Consider the following 15,570-nt stretch of genomic DNA (forward strand, 5'->3'; position numbering starts at 1 on the left):
GCATTCGGCAAACAATCGTCTGGAATAACAAAAGATGTTGCCCGAATGCTTCGCCCCTCGTACAATGCTACGAGTAGGATGAGTTAGCGCTAGCGATCGCCCGCTCCATCCACTACTCAGGCCCATTACTCAGGAATGTGCGTTCTGACGGGCAGCGAGTCGGGAATTGAGTTAGGAATATGGCTCAGCGGAGGGGTCGCATCTACAGGTTGGTGCAGTTGAATGAGCTGCGCCAAGGTTCTCTTAAGCTGAGTCCGAGGCACGATCGCATCGACAAAGCCGTGAGCAAGCAGGTATTCGGCCGTTTGGAAGTCATCGGGCAGCTTCTCGCGTAGCGTTTGCTCGATCACTCGCCTGCCTGCAAAGCCAATCGTTGCTTGAGGTTCTGCCAAGATAATGTCGCCCAGCATCGCAAAACTGGCTGTCACCCCACCCGTTGTCGGATGAGACAACACCGGAACATAAAGCAGACTAGCTTCCCGGTGACGTTCTAGAGCGGCTGAAATCTTAGCCATTTGCATCAGGCTCAAAAGCCCTTCTTGCATTCGCGCTCCGCCCGAAGCGCAAACAATTACAACTGGAATACGCTCCCAAGTGGCTCGTTCGATCAAGCGGGTGAGTTTCTCGCCTACAACCGATCCCATACTGCCGCCCATAAAGCGAAAATCCATTACGCCTAGCCCGACGGGTAAGCCTTCAAGCTGCCCTAATCCAGTCTGGACGGCATCGGTTAATCCAGTTTTTTCCTGGGTTTCACGAAGGCGATCGCCATAAGGCTTGCGATCGCGAAACTTCAGCGGATCGACCGGAGCTACATTCTCATCCAGCGGTTTCCAGGTGTTGGCATCGATTAACTGCTGCACCCGCTGGTCACTGAAAATGCGGATATGGTGATCGCATTCGGGGCAGACCATCTGATTTGCCCGCAGGTCTTTGGTGTAGGTGAGCACGCCACAGGCAGGGCACTTACTCCAAAGTCCATCAGCAATTTCCCGTTCTTGCCGTTCTTTGCTGATCGGGCTTGATTTACGACGATTTGCGAACCAGTCGAACAAAGACATTTCTTAAAACCAATTTAATTTAGCTGCTAATAGCAATTGAAGCGTAATAAGGCGAACTTTATTCTAAAACTTCGCTTGACGTAGCCGCATTTTCTTCGACGGGGCTGAGCAAAAGCAGGGCTGTCCACCGGTCTTGGGCGAGGACTTGAAGGACGGCCGGAGTACCACAGCCAAAGTGAGGAGCGACTCCCTGGTTTAGCACACGAGCCGGGATCTGATGCGCTTCTAACATTTGCTGCATCAGATCGGCTTCCCAGCGGGTTGCTGTCGTTTTTAGGGTAATCCAAGACATTGGATGATTTTATCAGAGTCGTCGGGAATTGGGGGTTGGGGATTTAGACGACAGGGAAGAAGATTTGGCGGTAGGTGGATAGAATGGTTTCTCCCAAAAAGATGGCAATCAGGGCACCGAGTGCCAGGAATGGACCGAAGGGCATGGGTTGACGGCGGCTGAGCAAGCCCAGGGCGATCGCCCCTCCCCCTACGAATGCCCCCACCGCACAAGCTAAAAAGCTTGCCAGTAAAAGAAGTTTCCAGCCTAACCAGGCTCCCATCATGGCAGCTAGTTTGGCATCGCCGCCGCCCATCGCCGTCTGACCAAACACCATTGAGCCCACAATTGTGATCAGGTCAAATAGCCATAACCCAATCACTGCTCCCAAAATTCCGGTCATCAGTTGGCGAGAGATGCCCGACAGCGTGGGATCATTCATCCAACCGGCTCCCACCTGAAACATTAGCCCGACAATTAAGCCAGATTGCGTCAGTGAGTTGGGCAGCGTCATTGTGTCCAGGTCAATCAGAGATAGCGCCAGCAGCCAGCTTAAAAATGCCCAATAACCAAGAGCAGGCAGGGGCAGATTAAATGTCCAGAATACCCAGACAAAAAGCAGTCCAGTTGCCGCTTCGACGAGCGGATAGCGAACCGAAATGCGCGTTTTGCAATAGCGGCAGCGTCCCTGTAGCCATAGCCAGCCCAAAACTGGGACATTATCGTAGTTTTTCAATCGACGTAGACAGCTTGGGCAGCGAGACGGTGGAAACAGTAGCGATAGCCCAGCCGGAATTCGGTAGATTACAACATTCAGGAAGCTACCGATGCAGGCTCCCAAAATGAATACAACGAGGCTGGTTAACCCTGAGAATAGCCATTCCATGAAGGGGGTTGAGGTTAGGGATAAGGGAGGCGAATAGGTTGAGGAATTGCCAGTGAATCAGGAGGGATTGCCAGTGAATCAGGAGAAATTCGCGGGTAAAGGAAGGGTGGCACTGGTGTAGGTAGAGGTAATGTAGGAAAAAAGGGAAGAGTACCGCGTTCTTGGGCTAATGCTTGGGCTTGTTCGGTCTGCCCTAAAGTGGTATAGATTCGGATCAAGTCGTCCAGAACAAATCCGTATCCAGCCTGGTCGCCCCTCTCCTGAAGCAAAACTCCCCGCTTTTGATAGGCAGCGATCGCCTCTTCATATCGCCCCAGTGCCGTATAAGACTCTCCTAAGGTAGCTAGAGCATTTGCTTCAGTGAGGCGATCGCCAATTTCTTCAGCTAACGCTAAAGCCTGCTGGACTATCTCAATGGCTTGAGCATATTCTCCTGAACCTGCGTGGATATACCCCAAGCGGCTCAGGCTTTCAGCTTCTCCGTAACGATTGCCCAGTTCTTGATAAAGACTGACCGCTTCTTGAGCGAGCAGCAGAGCAGCTTGAGGAGGAAAATCCGAGATGCTTTCCAGCAGAGCATTACCCTGGACAAGCCCAGCATACTGCTGAGTCAATTGCCTTACCTGCTGAGGCTGTTCCAACCTGTTGTACACATTGATTAACCCCTGTAGCGCCTTTGTCTCCTCATATCGGTCATGAATTGATTGAGAGAGAGTTAGGCTCTGACGATAAAACTCAATAGCTTCCTCATCGCGTTCTAGCTGTGAGTAAAGCGATGCTAATGCATTCAACGTCCCTGCTTCTTGATGGCGATTGCCTTCTTCTCGCGCAAGGGTCAGGGTTTGTTGCTCCACTGCGATCGCCTGCTCAGGCTGTTCCAAAACGTTGTAAAGCTGACTCAAGAAGCTTAAGTGATATCGCTCCAGAGCAGGATCGCCCAATGCTTGGGCAACCGATATGGCTTCTTGGGCAGCGGCGATCGCCTGCTCATCCTGGCTTGAATAGTAATAAGCCTGACTCAGCGAACTCAGAGCCTCTGCTTGGCGGGAGCGATCGCCAATTTGTTGATAGAGGGCGATCGCCTGTTGCAGAAGTTGAATTGCCGCTTCGGGCTGTGATTCAGCCTGTCCTCGACCTAGCTGCAACAGCCCATCGGCTTCTGTCGCACGCTCATCTTCTGCCTCAAGCGGATCAATTGCCTGAGCCAAAGCCGGAGCATCTAGCGTTGGGAAAATTACTTGGGGAAAGCTAACAGCCAGGAGAGTTGTAACCAGAAGAAAATCGACTTTAGAGAAACGCATTACCATTTCAAGCTCTGAAACAACGCGCTTTAGCAGCTTAAAACTCTATTCAGCTTATGACTCTGCGATCAGCGCATCTCTGACTCAATTTGATTGAGCGGCACAAAGCATTCCTGTGGCAGTAAAACGGGCTTTCCGGTAAAAATCAGCTTGCCGCGATGGGTAAAACGGTCGATCGCCACTCCCAGCGGACGCTCTTGCTCTGGGTGAACTTCGTAAAAGGTGCAATAAATCTGTCGGGCTGCTTGCAACAGCGACGGATCAAGCAGCGCTGAAAAATCCATCGGTTCAATTTGATTTGGTGCTTGAGTGCCTGCACCTTGCTTAACCACACTTTGCGTGACAAAACTTTGCTGTGATGTGTACACCACCCACCTACCCTCACTTTCGTTAGCTAGACTCTAGTTGATTTGCACCTTTACAGCAAGAGTTCTGTAAACTCTGCCCTGTAAAGGTATTCGATTAGGATTTAATCCAATGCCTTGACGATCGCTTCTCCCATTGCTCGACAGCCAAGCAGGTTCATTCCCGCTGACATGATATCGCCCGTGCGATCGCCCTGATCTAATACTTTCAACACTGCCTGCTCGATTCGATTCGCGGCTTCTGGCTCATTCAAGCCATAGCGCAACATCATTGCAGCACTGAGCACCTGGGCGATCGGGTTGGCCTTATCCTGTCCAGCAATATCCGGCGCGGAACCGTGAACAGGCTCAAATACTCCGGGACCAGACGCTCCCAAACTGGCTGACGGTAGCATCCCGATACTTCCAGTTAGCATTGCCGCCGCATCTGAGAGAATATCGCCAAACAGATTGCCTGTGACAATCGTGTCGAACTGTTTGGGGTAGCGCAAAAGCTGCATGGCGGCATTGTCTACATATAAATGAGATAGCTCTACGTCGGGGTATTCCTGGGAAAGTTGAGTAATGCGATCGCGCCACAGTTGAGACACTTCCAGCACATTTGACTTGTCGACAGAGCAAAGCCTTTTGCTGCGCTTGCGGGCCGTTTCAAATGCCACCCGTCCAATTCGGTCAATCTCCGATTCAGAATAGACCATCGTATTCACGCCGCGCTTTTCGCCCGTTTCGGTGGCAAAAATTCCCCTCGGTTGCCCAAAGTAAATTCCACCCGTTAGCTCTCGCACAACCATGATGTCCACGCCTTCGACCACTTCGCGCTTTAGAGTCGAGGCATCAACCAACTGCGGCAAAATTTGGGCCGGACGCAAATTTGCAAACAGTCCTAGTCCCGCCCGTAAACCCAACAGTCCACGTTCGGGTCGCTGATCGTTGGGTAAGGAATCCCATTTGGTGCCGCCGATCGCCGCTAGCAGAACGGCATCACTGTCGCGACAAGTTTCTAGCGTCTCGGCAGGCAGAGGGTTACCCGTTGCGTCGATCGACGCTCCGCCCATTAGCGCTTCATGAAACTCAAACTGAATCTCAAGCTGCTGCCCCACTCGCTTTAGCACGTCTACCGCGACTGCCATAATTTCGGGACCAATGCCATCGCCAGGAAGCAACGTAACGCGGTAGTGTGCCATGAATCGCTCTGAAGGTGAAGTAATTTAGGTGCTGTCGTCAGCGATTCAGTATTCTATCCCAAATTTGGAAGGCAAATTCTTTAGAGGATCTTTGTGTAACGGCAGATTCCCGGAAGGGCTTAGCATTCGGGCAAGAACTCTTGTCTGTTACAAGGTCTGTCTGCCGAATGCTAAGCCCCTACATGCTTTTGGGCTCAATATCTCTAGCTTAGTCTTAGAAGCGATCGCCCCCACTCAAACTATTTGCTCTAGCCGAGATAACTCCAATTCAACCTCTTCAGGTGCGATCGCTTCAAACACAATCTCATACTGAGCCGTCGGCAACAGTCGCCGCAACACCTGCAAATAGCCATCCGCATCACTGCGCCGATGAAACCGAGCCGCCACAAATCGCTGGGAATTGGGCAACATCCGCACCACACACCACGGATCGATCGCCAATCTTCGCCCCGAACCCTTTAACCCAGGCTCTGACATTGGTATCATATGCAAATCCTTTCCCACGTCTGTGGGATACGTTGGATGGCGATCGCTCCCAAGTTTTCCAGGCTAGAAGGGCGATCGCTTTTGATGTACACAGATATTATCGGGTGCGTATGCACCTGTGTCAACCCAAACAATGGGCTACTTTAGGCTACGAATTCGAGAACTGGCTCAAGCAAAAGGTTGGACGCTGAAGAATGTTGCTGACCGTTCTGGAGTGAACTACAACACGCTTAAAAGCTACGTCCAGCGTGACGCATTAAATACTGTTGACTTAACCACAGTCCTAAAAATAGCCCGCGCTTTTGATGTAACAGTCGAAGAGTTAGTTGAAGTGTTGGAAGAGTAAGGGGCAATCGCTTTCATCTACATCATCTGACTCAATAAATTGAGATAAGTAGATTAGAAAATTAACACCCCCGCAACTGACGAACAATGCTCAAAATTTCGCCTCTTCCAAAGAATGCACCGAAGTATGCCAAAACAACTGAGTTGTAGCTAGACTCAAGATCTTCCGCCTTTGAAACAGAGGTTACGTACAAGTGCTGTCCCCCTAAGGGGTGGTTCAAATGATATGCATAGTAACTATCTTTTAACTCGCAAACAAAGACAGCTCTATCAAAATCTTCTCTTGATAAACTAGCTGAACCACAGAATTTGCACCTAAGCAATGCATCACGTAGTTGGCTTAAATCGTAAATCATAGGCTGACTAGTAAATGGATCATGATCTGTAAACAGATGCCAAATACTCTGCTTAGAGTGTGGTGTGCGTCCAGTAACATAGTGTGCAAAATGTTCGCAATTGCGATGACTCAAATGGTAATCAATTCCTTTAGTTATCTGATTAATCCGCTCAACTATTAATTTTTCACTTGCTTCAGTGCGCTGTTCTAGAGTTATCTCTTGCAGTTCTCCATTACCCCCTATCCATTTATACTCTGAGCCAACGTTGAAGAGTTCTTTTCTAGCAACATGGCCTTTTCCACCTATCCAAGATATTCCGTCCCAAGGTCCCCACTCAATAATCTCCCCCTTGCCAACGTAAACGAAGAAATGACGAGTATGAGCAAATAGCTCAACCGACAAAATATCCCCAACTTGAAACTCCATGAACTTTAAATGTTTTGAATAACTTCCCTAAGCTAAATGTGCTATCTAACAATTAATTATGTAATTTCCAAATGCAAATCAAAAATTCAGTTATTTGGTTACTGTGATGGATATTCGTAACGCTAGCTCAACTGAAATCAGACATCGTGGGTTAGAAGCACTAGCACTAGCACTTGGCCCAGTTGGAATGGTACGTTTTCTTCAACAGTTTGATACGGGCAGACGAGATTACACCCGCGATCGCCAACAGCAATTATCAGAACTCAGCCTCCAGGATGCAATTACCCAAATCAAAGCACAGCGCCAGCAGAACGGCTAAACTAAAAGGCGATCGCCCCCACTTAAAAGCGATCGCCCTCCAATTCCTGTTTACCGGACTCAAATTCAAAAGGAAATAATCAGATAGCCATCCTGAAATTTGGCTCCCGTCACCTGCTTACCGCGCAATTCTGGAGGCAGAGAAACGTTACGGCGTTGATCTCCGGCTTCTATGGTGACTTCTGGGCCGTATTGGGTCAATTTCACCTGCTTTTTGTCAAATCCAGGTAAGAAGAGGGCAACTTTGCGATCAGCGACGTTAACAGCAATCGGTTTAGGTGCTTGGGTCGCGTCAGCAAAATTGGGCAGAGCATCCATTAGCGGTTGCCAGTTGTCGCCTGTCCGAGTCGGAATGGTAGATACAGGCAGTGGCGTAAATTCTTGGCGAATCCGCTCAGATGGAGTGGATTGGTTAAGCAGAACGCCTCCAACCGTCAACCCCACCTGCTGGGCGCTGCCCCAAAGATAGCGGGCAGTGGCGATCGCCCCCTCATCTCCAGAGGTCACTAGATACGCCGCTACGCGGTTTGGATTTGCCACCGCTTCTTTACCCTGATCGAGCAAGTTGTTGACCTGCCCAGCGGGTTGAGCAAAGGCATCTCCTCCGGCTGACCAATTCACATTTAGAACGGCACTGGCGAGCGGTTGCAAGAAAGGCGATACAGTTTTGCCCAAATCTGAATCGGCAAAGACTTGACGAAAGCGACGAATATACCAGCTTGCGATTTCTGGCATTCCTAGCATTCTCAGAGTTGCCTGATCGCCCGTGCCGTCATAGACAATCACATCGTACTTACCGCTTGCGTCATATTCGCGAATGGCGTTAAGGGCGAGAGCACTGTCCATTCCCGGCAACACGCCTAACTCTTGCCCAAACACAGCCTTGAAGAAGGGCGTTCTCAAATACTGCGCTTCCTGCTGCTTTAGCTCCTCCCAACTGCGCTCTAGCATAGCCGTAGCACGAAACTGAACCGCCTGCAAATTGCTGGACACTTCTTGGGGATCAGCGGTTAGCGGTTTACCTACCAAAAGACTAAATGCAGGGCTAGAATCTTGCCCTGCTAACAAAACTCGCTTGCCTTGCTGGGCAAATCGTTTAGCAGCGGCGATCGCCATCGTCGTGCGACCCGTTCCGCCTTTACCGAGAAACGTCAAAATCAAAGCCATCCCAAATTCCTATCCCAGATACCTAATAGTTGTTACCTGTGTTCTATCGTACCGACCGGGTCAGGTAGGATGCATATCTAATTAAGTTGAGATCAGTTTAAGTTGAGATTAGTCTAGGCATATCGCATATCTGGGCGACTTCAGGTGAACAGAGCCACGCTAAAAATCGCCCAGGCTGTTTGAATCCTGGCATTATTGAACAGGTTTAATCTCGTCCTCAAAAAACCAGGTAGCAAACTTGTCATCAAATCGGACTATTAAGCCAACGCCGCTACCATCCACCATTTTGTAGCCTTCGATCGCCCCAGTTTGACCGAGCCGAGCGATCACCACTTGCGGGGCGCGATCGCGCAACCGAAACACACGCACTTTCTGACCTATTTCCATCGCCACTCCAACGGGTAAAACCATGAATCAGTGTATCAGTGTCTAGCCCTTTCCCTAATGCTTCCAAACTACTAAAACGACACCGCTCATAATCAACCCAACTCCAACCATGCGGCTGAGCGGCAATACCTCTTTGAAGAAAAGCACTCCAATCAGCACTGAGAAGACATAGCTTAAGGCGACAACAAGTAGGATGAACTCTTGCGGAGCACTCGAAAAAATCCTTAAATTTACAACGGGCTTGCTTTTAGCCTTTAAGTTTACAGCTAGTGTATGAAGCAGTGTGGGCGATGAACGTTAGAATCTGACCACGCTCAAGAAGCTTACTACTCAAGGGTTTTATGGCTAGTGCTGCTCATCTTTACACAAGCGAACAGATTTCAGTTTGGTTACGAGGGCTATTGACGATCGCCTGGGCAGACGGACACTTTGACCAGGAAGAAAAAGACCTGATTGCTAGCCTGACTCAGGATGAACTAGATCCCAAAACGGATCTAGGAGCGTTAGAACCGATCGCCGCTAATGAACTGGCTGCCATTTTAGGGAATGACGCTAAAACAGCAGAAAATTTCCTCCGAACAGCAGTGATGGTCGCGATCGCCGATGGCACCTATTCCAGCCCTGAAGACCAAACCTTGAGGCAGTTCTGCCAAGCTTTAGGGCAACCCACCGCCGTTTTAGAAACCCTCTGCCTGACGCTGCCCGAACGTCAGATAGAAGCACAGGCTAACGCTGCCAAAGCCACAACTGCACCAGGAGGCAGTGAGCAGGCAATCACTCCCTTGCGCCCAGTACGGGAATGGCTCGATCAGCTCGAAATTGCTGACCCCAGAGTGGCCCGCTTCCTGTGCAAGATGATCCCATCTCAGTGCCCGTTTGAGCGAGACGTGAATGTATTTGGGCACAAAGTCGTTCATATTCCACCACTGTGCAAGCTCAACCCGCTCTACGAACAGCTTGTCGGACTCCGCTTTCGGGCATTGTCCTACCTGGCAGATGACTGTGGCGAAGATGTCACTCCTTACTATTAGGGATACAACAAAATCTTCAGCGTCTCTGGGGTTGGGGCAACAGCCCGTTCTACAGCAGCAGCCAGATCTTTGAGTGGATAGCGATCGCTTACTAGCGCATCCACATCAATCCGACGGTTAAACACAATATCAGCCGCTAACGCCTGCACCCGATACGAGGAACTGTAGCTGCCCATCAGGTCAATCTCCCGCCGATAAAGCGTGTTGGGATTCAGCGGAATCTCCAGCTCATCAGGAAACTCGGCAAAAAATAGAATCTTGCCGCCTTTGCGAGTGCAGTCTAATGCCTGAAAGAAAGCTTTTTCACTAGGAACTGCTAGCAGGGCGGTGTCAACGCCCATTCCCTGAGTTTGCGATTTGATTTTGGCGGCAAGGTCGGGATCACGCGCATCAAAGGCAGCTTCAGCGCCTACGCTCAAGGCTTTCTCAATGCGACTGGGGATCAGATCGGTAGCAATCGCCTTTGCCCCAAAATATTTCACCAGCATGATAAACATCAGCCCAATCGGTCCGGCTCCCGTCACCAAAACCGTTTGTCCAGGTGCAATCTGTGCCTTTTTCACCGCTTTCAGACAGCAGTTCGTCGGTTCCACAAAGCTAGCCTGCTCAAAACTGATGTCATCGGGAATGGGGATCAGTCCACCATGCTGCACAATGTGCCCCGGCACTTTAACGTATTCTGCAAAGCCACCTCCACTGGGCGTGAACCCCGCAGTCGTCGTCACATTCTTATAAACGTCACACATCGAAAAATTGTCATTGAGGCAATAGCCACAGTGCATACAGGGAATATGGTGCATCACCACAACCCGCTGCCCAACCTGCCACTCTTTTACCTCCGAGCCAACCGCAGCAATGATCCCTGCCGTTTCATGCCCAAAAATTCGAGGCGGCTCATACAGCGGATAGCGAATCTTCTTAATATCGGACTGACAAAGCCCCACCACTCGCACCTGCACCAACACCTCATCCGAGGCAATTTCTGGCGTAGGCACCTCTTCATAACTCAGTTGATTAACCCCTCTAAAAACTTGCGCCTTCATCGTTAGTGCCCTCTGGTTCTGGGATAGACTTTAGCATTGTTGACAGTCCCTCCCCCCTTATGCAAACCCTCACCACAGATATTCTCGTAGTCGGCGGCGGCACGGGTGGAACAGCAGCAGCAATTCAGGCGGCAAGGCGAGGGGCGCGAACGATTCTCGTGAGTGAGTTTCCCTGGCTAGGTGGGATGCTAACTTCAGCAGGCGTGTCGGCTCCAGATGGAAATGAGCTGGCGGCATTTCAAACCGGAATTTGGGGTGCTTTTCTGCAGGAATTGCAGCGGCGGCAACCGGAAGGATTAGACCATGCCTGGGTCAGCTTTTTCACCTACGATCCGCGTGTGGGTGCCGAGATCTTTGCAGACTGGGTGCAGGAGTTGCCCAACCTGCAATGGATTACGGGACGATCGCCCCTAGAAGTCCTCAAGCAAGGCGAGAGCGTCACAGGCGTTCGATTTAGCGATCTGACGGTTCAGGCACAAATAACCTTAGATGGAACGGAGCTAGGCGACCTGTTGCCCCTGGCAGAAGTGCCCCATCGCTGGGGATGGGAATATCAGTCAGAGTGGGGAGAGCCCAGTGCGCCCATCGAGCCTAATGACTTAACCCAGCGGTATCCAGTCCAGGCTCCTACCTGGATTGTGGTTATGCAGGACTTTGGTGAAGGCGCAGACGTACCGCTGATTTCGGCTCCGCCTATCCGTCGGGCTGAACAATTTGAAGATGCCTGGACAAATTACGGCGCAGACAAATTTTTGAATTACGGGCGCTTACCGGGAAACCGCTTCATGATCAACTGGCCGCAAAACGGCAATGATTATGCAGAAGGCGTTGGACGATTGGTGCAATCTGCCCTGAGCAAACAAGCCTTTTTGTGGGAAGCTCGCTGGCACACTCAACGCTTTGCTCGATTCATTCAAACAAAATTGGGTAGGCGCTATGGACTGGCAGACGATATTTTTCCAAAAGATGACAAAGATCTAGCAGGTGGTGCCTTTGCGCTGCATCCTTACTATCGGGAGAGCCGTCGGCTACAGGGCTTAGCAACCGTTATAGAGCAAGACATTTTGCCGCTGCCAAAGGGACAGGTTGCACCTCTGCCAATTAATGAGCAGGGGGAAGTGGAGGCGATCGCCCTCGGCAACTACGCCAACGACCACCATTATCCCGGTGTTGAATTTCCGCTGAAACCCAAATCAATCCGCTGGGGTGGACGCTGGACAGGTACGCCTTTTACCATTCCTTATCGCTGTCTAATTCCGGCAACGGCGGATGGACTGCTAGTCTGCGAAAAAAATATTTCTGTGTCTCACATCGCCAATGGAGCAACCCGACTGCAACCCGTTGTCTTGGGGATCGGGCAAGCCGCAGGCATGGCAGCTGCGCTTTGCGTTGAGCAAAACTGTCAGCCCAGAGATTTGTCTGTCAAGGCTTTGCAGGAGGCGTTGCTAGATGACCCAACTGCTCCTGCTGCAGTGATCCCACTGTTTAATCTGCCGCCCAGCCATCCTGAATGGCGCACCTGGCAGCAGCATTACCTTGAGCATCCAGATACTTATCCGGCTGATGGTGACTGTCCTCTGGCAGAGGCTTCAACCCATGCAGCGAGTCTGTCTGGACTAAGTAACTCTTCCCAGAATTTGTCTGGACAGTTTGAGCGGAAGGATGAGCAAAACTATGCGTTTGTTGCGATCGCCCCTCTTTCTCTCGCGAATCAAACCTTCTCACTGGTCACACTGGAGCCGCAAGTCAATCAACAACTAGCTGCTTATACGACTGGACAATTTGTTCGGATTAGAGGAAAAGTGAATCCAGCAGGCAATTGGATTTTAGTAGAAGAAAGTGAGGCGATCACTAAAGGTAGCCCCTAGAGGTAACCTCAGCGACTTTTCCTGATTCACTCTAGAAACTTCCGTATCAAGAACTAGAAACTCTGAGACGGAAACTTCCCATGTCCATCCTCGCCTCTGTTATTTCAGCAAGTCTTCTGCTAGCTGTAGTGGCTGCCAGTTCTAAAGAAGATAACTGCGACTCCTCCCACATTATGCCATCTTTGGCTGCTCTAGAGAATCAATCTGTTACATCTGAGCGTCCTCAAGTCCAACTCTTTCATCGGGGCAGCGGACGCAGAGACACAGCTCAATGCGCTTAACACATGCTAACCAATTGTCAGTCAGCCTAGCATTTGTCCAAAAACTTCCTAAATAGTTCGTCGTTCTCCCTTAATCTAGGAATAAGTTTTGTCAGAGATGCGGAATTTATTGACGCAATTAATTTCTCTCTGTGAGATATTTGTCTCTGCCAAAACAACTCAGTTGAAATACCGTGAAAAGGGATACATCAATGTCTGCCAGGTCAGGGTCAAAAATTCTATCCTGTTAGAGAGCGACCTTAAACTGCCTTTCATTTATGCTAGGGGTGCCAGAGCAACTGATCTGCTGTAGATCCATCTTGCCTTAAATGCGAATTGGTTTTCTGCCCATTTCTGAGCAAAAAAAGCCAATTTAAGTGAGTAAGATCAGTGCCTAACGTTATCGGGATGATTTAAGCTAAGGATGCTTTGACGGTTAATCTGCCTAGCTACAGAGGCAGAAGTTAGCTTAAGTCAATCAATTCATTGTCCACACACTGCGCGATCGCCTTTAAGATGAGCAACGACATAGATCTGATCAAACGCCTCAGCCCTAGCGCCATGGATCAGATCATGCTTTACCTGGCATTTAGTGCCATGCGAACCAGTGGACATCGACATGGTGCCTTCCTGGACGCAGCCGCAACTGCCGCTAAGTGCGCTATCTACATGACCTATCTCGAGCAGGGGCAAAACCTGCGGATGACCGGTCATCTTCATCACATTGAGCCAAAACGGGTCAAGGTGATTGTTGAAGAAGTGCGGCAGGCATTGACCGAGGGCAAATTACTAAAAATGCTTGGCTCCCAAGAGCCACGCTACTTGATTCAACTGCCTTACGTTTGGCTGGAGCAATACCCCTGGCAGCCCGGACGGGCCAGAATCCCAGGAACTAGCCTCACCTCGGACGAAAAACGTCAGATTGAAGAGAAGCTGCCAGACAATCTGCCTGACGCACAGTTGATTAACTCTTTCCAGTTCATGGACATCATTGAGTTTCTGCACACGCGATCGCAAGAAGATGTGCCAGCAGACCGCGCGATGCCCTTGAGTGAAGCGTTGGCAGAGCACATCAAGCGACGGCTAATTTACTCTGGTACCGTCACTCGGATTGACTCACCCTGGGGAATGCCCTTCTACGCGCTGACCCGTTCCTCTTACTCTCCAGCAGATGAAGAAGAACGCACCTACATCATGGTGGAAGACACAGCCCGTTATTTCCGCCTGATGAAGGACTGGGCAGATCGACAGCCCAAAGTCGTGCGAATTTTAGAGGAATTAGACATTCCGCCTGAGCGCATCGACCAGGCACTCGAAGAATTAGATGAAGTGATTCGAGCCTGGGCAGACCGCTATCACCAGGCTGGTGGACACCCATTCATTCTGCAAATGGTGACGGGCCCGAAGGGAGAATAGAAACTCTCTAATCTACAACTCTCAAGTCCGAAGGTTGAAACGCTGGTTTGAAAGCTCAACCTTCAGGAAAGAAAAACACCTCTAAACATTCATGTGGAGCAGACCTCTTGTCTGCTCCACATTGACGTAAAAGCTTGGTTGAATCTAAAAAACTCGGTTGTCCGTACTCCATCCCTCTAGTACATCAGGAACGGGGACGGAGCTCAGGATAGCCATCATTGAGAACAGCACTCAAATCGACCGTCCAAATTGAATCATCAAATTGTGCCTGAGATTCTAGAAACTGATCGTGCAAGTAGGCATGCTGAGCCATCTGGGACATATAACCCACGTAGTGACCCATCAAGAAATAGACAGCCATCATCGCAGCAGCAGCAGCAGAGACCAGAAAGCCAGCAAGCATCAAAGAAAACTCGCGGCTTTCGACTGCCTCTTGCATTAGATGCAAGGCCCAGGCGACTAGACCAATGACAACAATCAGAATAAAGAACATCTAAAGAACGTAAAGTGTAACGAAATGTAATACTTTACGTATTGTAACAGCTTCTCATGGAAGTGTCCTCCTTTTGACGGAAGACTTGTTAAGAAGCCGGTTCTGAAAATGCAGAACCTATGTTAGGCGGACAGGAACTTGATTAGCTTGCAGATGATGCTTGATCTCAGCGACGGTAAGCTGTCCATAGTGCAACAGTGAGGCTAGCAAAGCGGCTTCAGCTTTTCCTTCGGTGAGGGCGGCGTGAATGTGTTCGCAGTTGCCCGCTCCCCCTGACGCGATTACGGGAATTTGAACCTGGTTGGCGATCGCCTTGGTCAACTCCAAATCATAGCCAGCCTGCGTTCCGTCTGCGTCCATGCTGGTTACCAGCAGTTCTCCAGCACCCCGGCGCGCGACCTCAGCAGCCCAAGCGATCGCATCCAATCCTGTATTTTCTCGCCCACCCCGGACAAACACATCCCAACCCGGATTAGCAGGATCAGTGCGACGACGGGCATCGATCGCCACCACAATGCACTGGTCGCCAAAGCGATCGCTGGCTCGGTCGATGAGCTCTGGGTCACGCACTGCCGCCGAATTAATGCTGACTTTATCGGCTCCGGCTCTTAACAATTTTTTAATTGTTTCTAAGGATTGAATGCCACCTCCCACCGTCAGCGGAATAAAAACCTGTTCCGCAGTCCGGTAAACCACGTCATAGATGATGTCGCGATCCTCGTGGGTTGCAGTGATGTCGAGAAACACTAGTTCATCTGCCCCTGCCTGGTTGTACGCCTGAGCTAGCTCCACTGGATCGCCTGCATCGCGCAAATCGACAAAATTAACGCCTTTAACTACCCGTCCGGCTTTGACATCCAAACAGGGCAAAATTCGCTTGGCTAGCATTCTTCTTCCTTAAGCAACAAATCAACAATCATCTTC

19 protein-coding genes are annotated in these 15,570 nt (G+C 50.3%); 6 read left to right on the forward strand and 13 right to left on the reverse strand.

Annotated features, from left to right (window positions below; all coding sequences use genetic code 11):
• Positions 1-125 precede the first annotated feature (125 nt).
• The 7 genes from accD to H6G00_RS29565 all read right to left on the reverse strand — a co-directional run bounded on the left by accD (position 126) and on the right by H6G00_RS29565 (position 5,554).
• Entirely contained in the window at positions 126-1,061 is a 936-nt protein-coding gene (accD, locus tag H6G00_RS29535; RefSeq protein WP_190799450.1) for an acetyl-CoA carboxylase, carboxyltransferase subunit beta, read from the reverse strand.
• Between the two features lie 58 nt (positions 1,062-1,119).
• Positions 1,120-1,353: a hypothetical protein gene (locus H6G00_RS29540; RefSeq protein WP_190643027.1), complete on the reverse strand. Its 234-nt coding sequence runs from the start codon at positions 1,351-1,353 to the stop codon at positions 1,120-1,122.
• Positions 1,354-1,396: 43 nt separating this feature from the next.
• On the reverse strand, positions 1,397-2,218 hold the full coding sequence (locus tag H6G00_RS29545; RefSeq protein ID WP_190799451.1) for an A24 family peptidase: 822 nt from the start codon (positions 2,216-2,218) through the stop codon (positions 1,397-1,399).
• 14 nt (positions 2,219-2,232) lie between these two features.
• Positions 2,233-3,519, reverse strand: a complete 1,287-nt coding sequence (locus H6G00_RS29550) for a tetratricopeptide repeat protein (protein ID WP_190799452.1) — start codon at positions 3,517-3,519, stop codon at positions 2,233-2,235.
• Between the two features lie 68 nt (positions 3,520-3,587).
• Complete coding sequence (locus tag H6G00_RS29555) at positions 3,588-3,803, reverse strand: hypothetical protein (RefSeq protein WP_190643144.1); 216 nt, start codon at positions 3,801-3,803, stop codon at positions 3,588-3,590.
• Between the two features lie 185 nt (positions 3,804-3,988).
• Positions 3,989-5,068, reverse strand: coding sequence for a 3-isopropylmalate dehydrogenase (gene leuB, locus H6G00_RS29560; protein ID WP_190799453.1), 1,080 nt, complete (start codon positions 5,066-5,068; stop codon positions 3,989-3,991).
• A gap of 234 nt (positions 5,069-5,302) precedes the next feature.
• Entirely contained in the window at positions 5,303-5,554 is a 252-nt protein-coding gene (locus tag H6G00_RS29565; RefSeq protein WP_199318786.1) for a hypothetical protein, read from the reverse strand.
• Between the two features lie 133 nt (positions 5,555-5,687).
• On the opposite strand from H6G00_RS29565, the gene H6G00_RS29570 reads away from it, so the two are divergent.
• Positions 5,688-5,900, forward strand: a complete 213-nt coding sequence (locus H6G00_RS29570) for a helix-turn-helix transcriptional regulator (protein ID WP_190799540.1) — start codon at positions 5,688-5,690, stop codon at positions 5,898-5,900.
• 61 nt (positions 5,901-5,961) lie between these two features.
• On the opposite strand, the gene H6G00_RS29575 is transcribed toward H6G00_RS29570, so the two are convergent.
• Positions 5,962-6,663 carry a lecithin retinol acyltransferase family protein gene (locus tag H6G00_RS29575; protein WP_190799454.1) on the reverse strand — a complete coding sequence of 234 codons (702 nt, stop codon included), beginning with the start codon at positions 6,661-6,663 and terminating at the stop codon, positions 5,962-5,964.
• A gap of 106 nt (positions 6,664-6,769) precedes the next feature.
• On the opposite strand from H6G00_RS29575, the gene H6G00_RS29580 reads away from it, so the two are divergent.
• Complete coding sequence (locus H6G00_RS29580) at positions 6,770-6,982, forward strand: hypothetical protein (RefSeq protein ID WP_190799455.1); 213 nt, start codon at positions 6,770-6,772, stop codon at positions 6,980-6,982.
• Positions 6,983-7,047: 65 nt separating this feature from the next.
• Here the strand turns inward: H6G00_RS29580 and H6G00_RS29585 are convergent, their stop codons facing one another.
• The gene (locus H6G00_RS29585) at positions 7,048-8,148 is read right to left on the reverse strand and encodes an ArsA family ATPase (protein ID WP_190799456.1); all 1,101 of its coding nucleotides are present in this window, start codon (positions 8,146-8,148) and stop codon (positions 7,048-7,050) included.
• Positions 8,149-8,340: 192 nt separating this feature from the next.
• Complete coding sequence (locus H6G00_RS29590; RefSeq protein ID WP_190799541.1) at positions 8,341-8,535, reverse strand: DUF2862 domain-containing protein; 195 nt, start codon at positions 8,533-8,535, stop codon at positions 8,341-8,343.
• Positions 8,536-8,876: 341 nt separating this feature from the next.
• On the opposite strand from H6G00_RS29590, the gene H6G00_RS29595 reads away from it, so the two are divergent.
• Positions 8,877-9,566, forward strand: a complete 690-nt coding sequence (locus H6G00_RS29595) for a Mo-dependent nitrogenase C-terminal domain-containing protein (RefSeq protein ID WP_190643034.1) — start codon at positions 8,877-8,879, stop codon at positions 9,564-9,566.
• Here H6G00_RS29595 and H6G00_RS29600 read toward each other — a convergent pair.
• Positions 9,563-10,609 (reverse strand): zinc-dependent dehydrogenase, encoded by a 1,047-nt coding sequence (locus H6G00_RS29600; protein ID WP_190799457.1) that lies wholly within the window; start codon positions 10,607-10,609, stop codon positions 9,563-9,565. The genes H6G00_RS29595 and H6G00_RS29600 overlap by 4 nt on opposite strands.
• Positions 10,610-10,668: 59 nt before the next feature.
• Here H6G00_RS29600 and H6G00_RS29605 point away from each other — a divergent pair, with 59 nt between their 5' ends.
• From H6G00_RS29605 to hetR, 3 genes are all read left to right on the forward strand, one after another.
• Complete coding sequence (locus H6G00_RS29605) at positions 10,669-12,477, forward strand: FAD-dependent oxidoreductase (protein ID WP_190799458.1); 1,809 nt, start codon at positions 10,669-10,671, stop codon at positions 12,475-12,477.
• An 80-nt stretch (positions 12,478-12,557) separates the two neighbouring features.
• Positions 12,558-12,758, forward strand: coding sequence for a hypothetical protein (locus H6G00_RS29610; RefSeq protein WP_190643037.1), 201 nt, complete (start codon positions 12,558-12,560; stop codon positions 12,756-12,758).
• Positions 12,759-13,253: 495 nt separating this feature from the next.
• Positions 13,254-14,153, forward strand: a complete 900-nt coding sequence (gene hetR, locus H6G00_RS29615; protein WP_190643148.1) for a heterocyst differentiation master regulator HetR — start codon at positions 13,254-13,256, stop codon at positions 14,151-14,153.
• A 184-nt stretch (positions 14,154-14,337) separates the two neighbouring features.
• On the opposite strand, the gene H6G00_RS35800 is transcribed toward hetR, so the two are convergent.
• Positions 14,338-14,646: a hypothetical protein gene (locus H6G00_RS35800; RefSeq protein ID WP_242042571.1), complete on the reverse strand. Its 309-nt coding sequence runs from the start codon at positions 14,644-14,646 to the stop codon at positions 14,338-14,340.
• A gap of 117 nt (positions 14,647-14,763) precedes the next feature.
• Positions 14,764-15,534, reverse strand: coding sequence for an imidazole glycerol phosphate synthase subunit HisF (hisF, locus tag H6G00_RS29625; RefSeq protein ID WP_190679599.1), 771 nt, complete (start codon positions 15,532-15,534; stop codon positions 14,764-14,766).
• Between the last annotated feature and the right edge of the window lie 36 nt (positions 15,535-15,570).

This window comes from Leptolyngbya sp. FACHB-541 (assembly GCF_014695875.1).
Lineage (GTDB): Bacteria > Cyanobacteriota > Cyanobacteriia > Elainellales > Elainellaceae > JAAUTN01.

Excerpts from the sequence above, each read along its gene's own strand:
- accD (WP_190799450.1), bottom strand. The coding sequence starts at position 1,061 with ATGTCTTTGTTCGACTGGTTCGCAAATCGTCGTAAATCAAGCCCGATC.
- H6G00_RS29540 (WP_190643027.1), bottom strand. The coding sequence starts at position 1,353 with ATGTCTTGGATTACCCTAAAAACGACAGCAACCCGCTGGGAAGCCGAT.
- H6G00_RS29545 (WP_190799451.1), bottom strand. The coding sequence starts at position 2,218 with ATGGAATGGCTATTCTCAGGGTTAACCAGCCTCGTTGTATTCATTTTG.
- H6G00_RS29550 (WP_190799452.1), bottom strand. The coding sequence starts at position 3,519 with ATGCGTTTCTCTAAAGTCGATTTTCTTCTGGTTACAACTCTCCTGGCT.
- H6G00_RS29555 (WP_190643144.1), bottom strand. The coding sequence starts at position 3,803 with ATGGATTTTTCAGCGCTGCTTGATCCGTCGCTGTTGCAAGCAGCCCGA.
- leuB (WP_190799453.1), bottom strand. The coding sequence starts at position 5,068 with ATGGCACACTACCGCGTTACGTTGCTTCCTGGCGATGGCATTGGTCCC.
- H6G00_RS29565 (WP_199318786.1), bottom strand. The coding sequence starts at position 5,554 with ATGATACCAATGTCAGAGCCTGGGTTAAAGGGTTCGGGGCGAAGATTG.
- H6G00_RS29570 (WP_190799540.1), top strand. The coding sequence starts at position 5,688 with ATGGGCTACTTTAGGCTACGAATTCGAGAACTGGCTCAAGCAAAAGGT.
- H6G00_RS29575 (WP_190799454.1), bottom strand. The coding sequence starts at position 6,663 with ATGGAGTTTCAAGTTGGGGATATTTTGTCGGTTGAGCTATTTGCTCAT.
- H6G00_RS29580 (WP_190799455.1), top strand. The coding sequence starts at position 6,770 with ATGGATATTCGTAACGCTAGCTCAACTGAAATCAGACATCGTGGGTTA.
- H6G00_RS29585 (WP_190799456.1), bottom strand. The coding sequence starts at position 8,148 with ATGGCTTTGATTTTGACGTTTCTCGGTAAAGGCGGAACGGGTCGCACG.
- H6G00_RS29590 (WP_190799541.1), bottom strand. The coding sequence starts at position 8,535 with ATGGAAATAGGTCAGAAAGTGCGTGTGTTTCGGTTGCGCGATCGCGCC.
- H6G00_RS29595 (WP_190643034.1), top strand. The coding sequence starts at position 8,877 with ATGGCTAGTGCTGCTCATCTTTACACAAGCGAACAGATTTCAGTTTGG.
- H6G00_RS29600 (WP_190799457.1), bottom strand. The coding sequence starts at position 10,609 with ATGAAGGCGCAAGTTTTTAGAGGGGTTAATCAACTGAGTTATGAAGAG.
- H6G00_RS29605 (WP_190799458.1), top strand. The coding sequence starts at position 10,669 with ATGCAAACCCTCACCACAGATATTCTCGTAGTCGGCGGCGGCACGGGT.
- H6G00_RS29610 (WP_190643037.1), top strand. The coding sequence starts at position 12,558 with ATGTCCATCCTCGCCTCTGTTATTTCAGCAAGTCTTCTGCTAGCTGTA.
- hetR (WP_190643148.1), top strand. The coding sequence starts at position 13,254 with ATGAGCAACGACATAGATCTGATCAAACGCCTCAGCCCTAGCGCCATG.
- H6G00_RS35800 (WP_242042571.1), bottom strand. The coding sequence starts at position 14,646 with ATGTTCTTTATTCTGATTGTTGTCATTGGTCTAGTCGCCTGGGCCTTG.
- hisF (WP_190679599.1), bottom strand. The coding sequence starts at position 15,534 with ATGCTAGCCAAGCGAATTTTGCCCTGTTTGGATGTCAAAGCCGGACGG.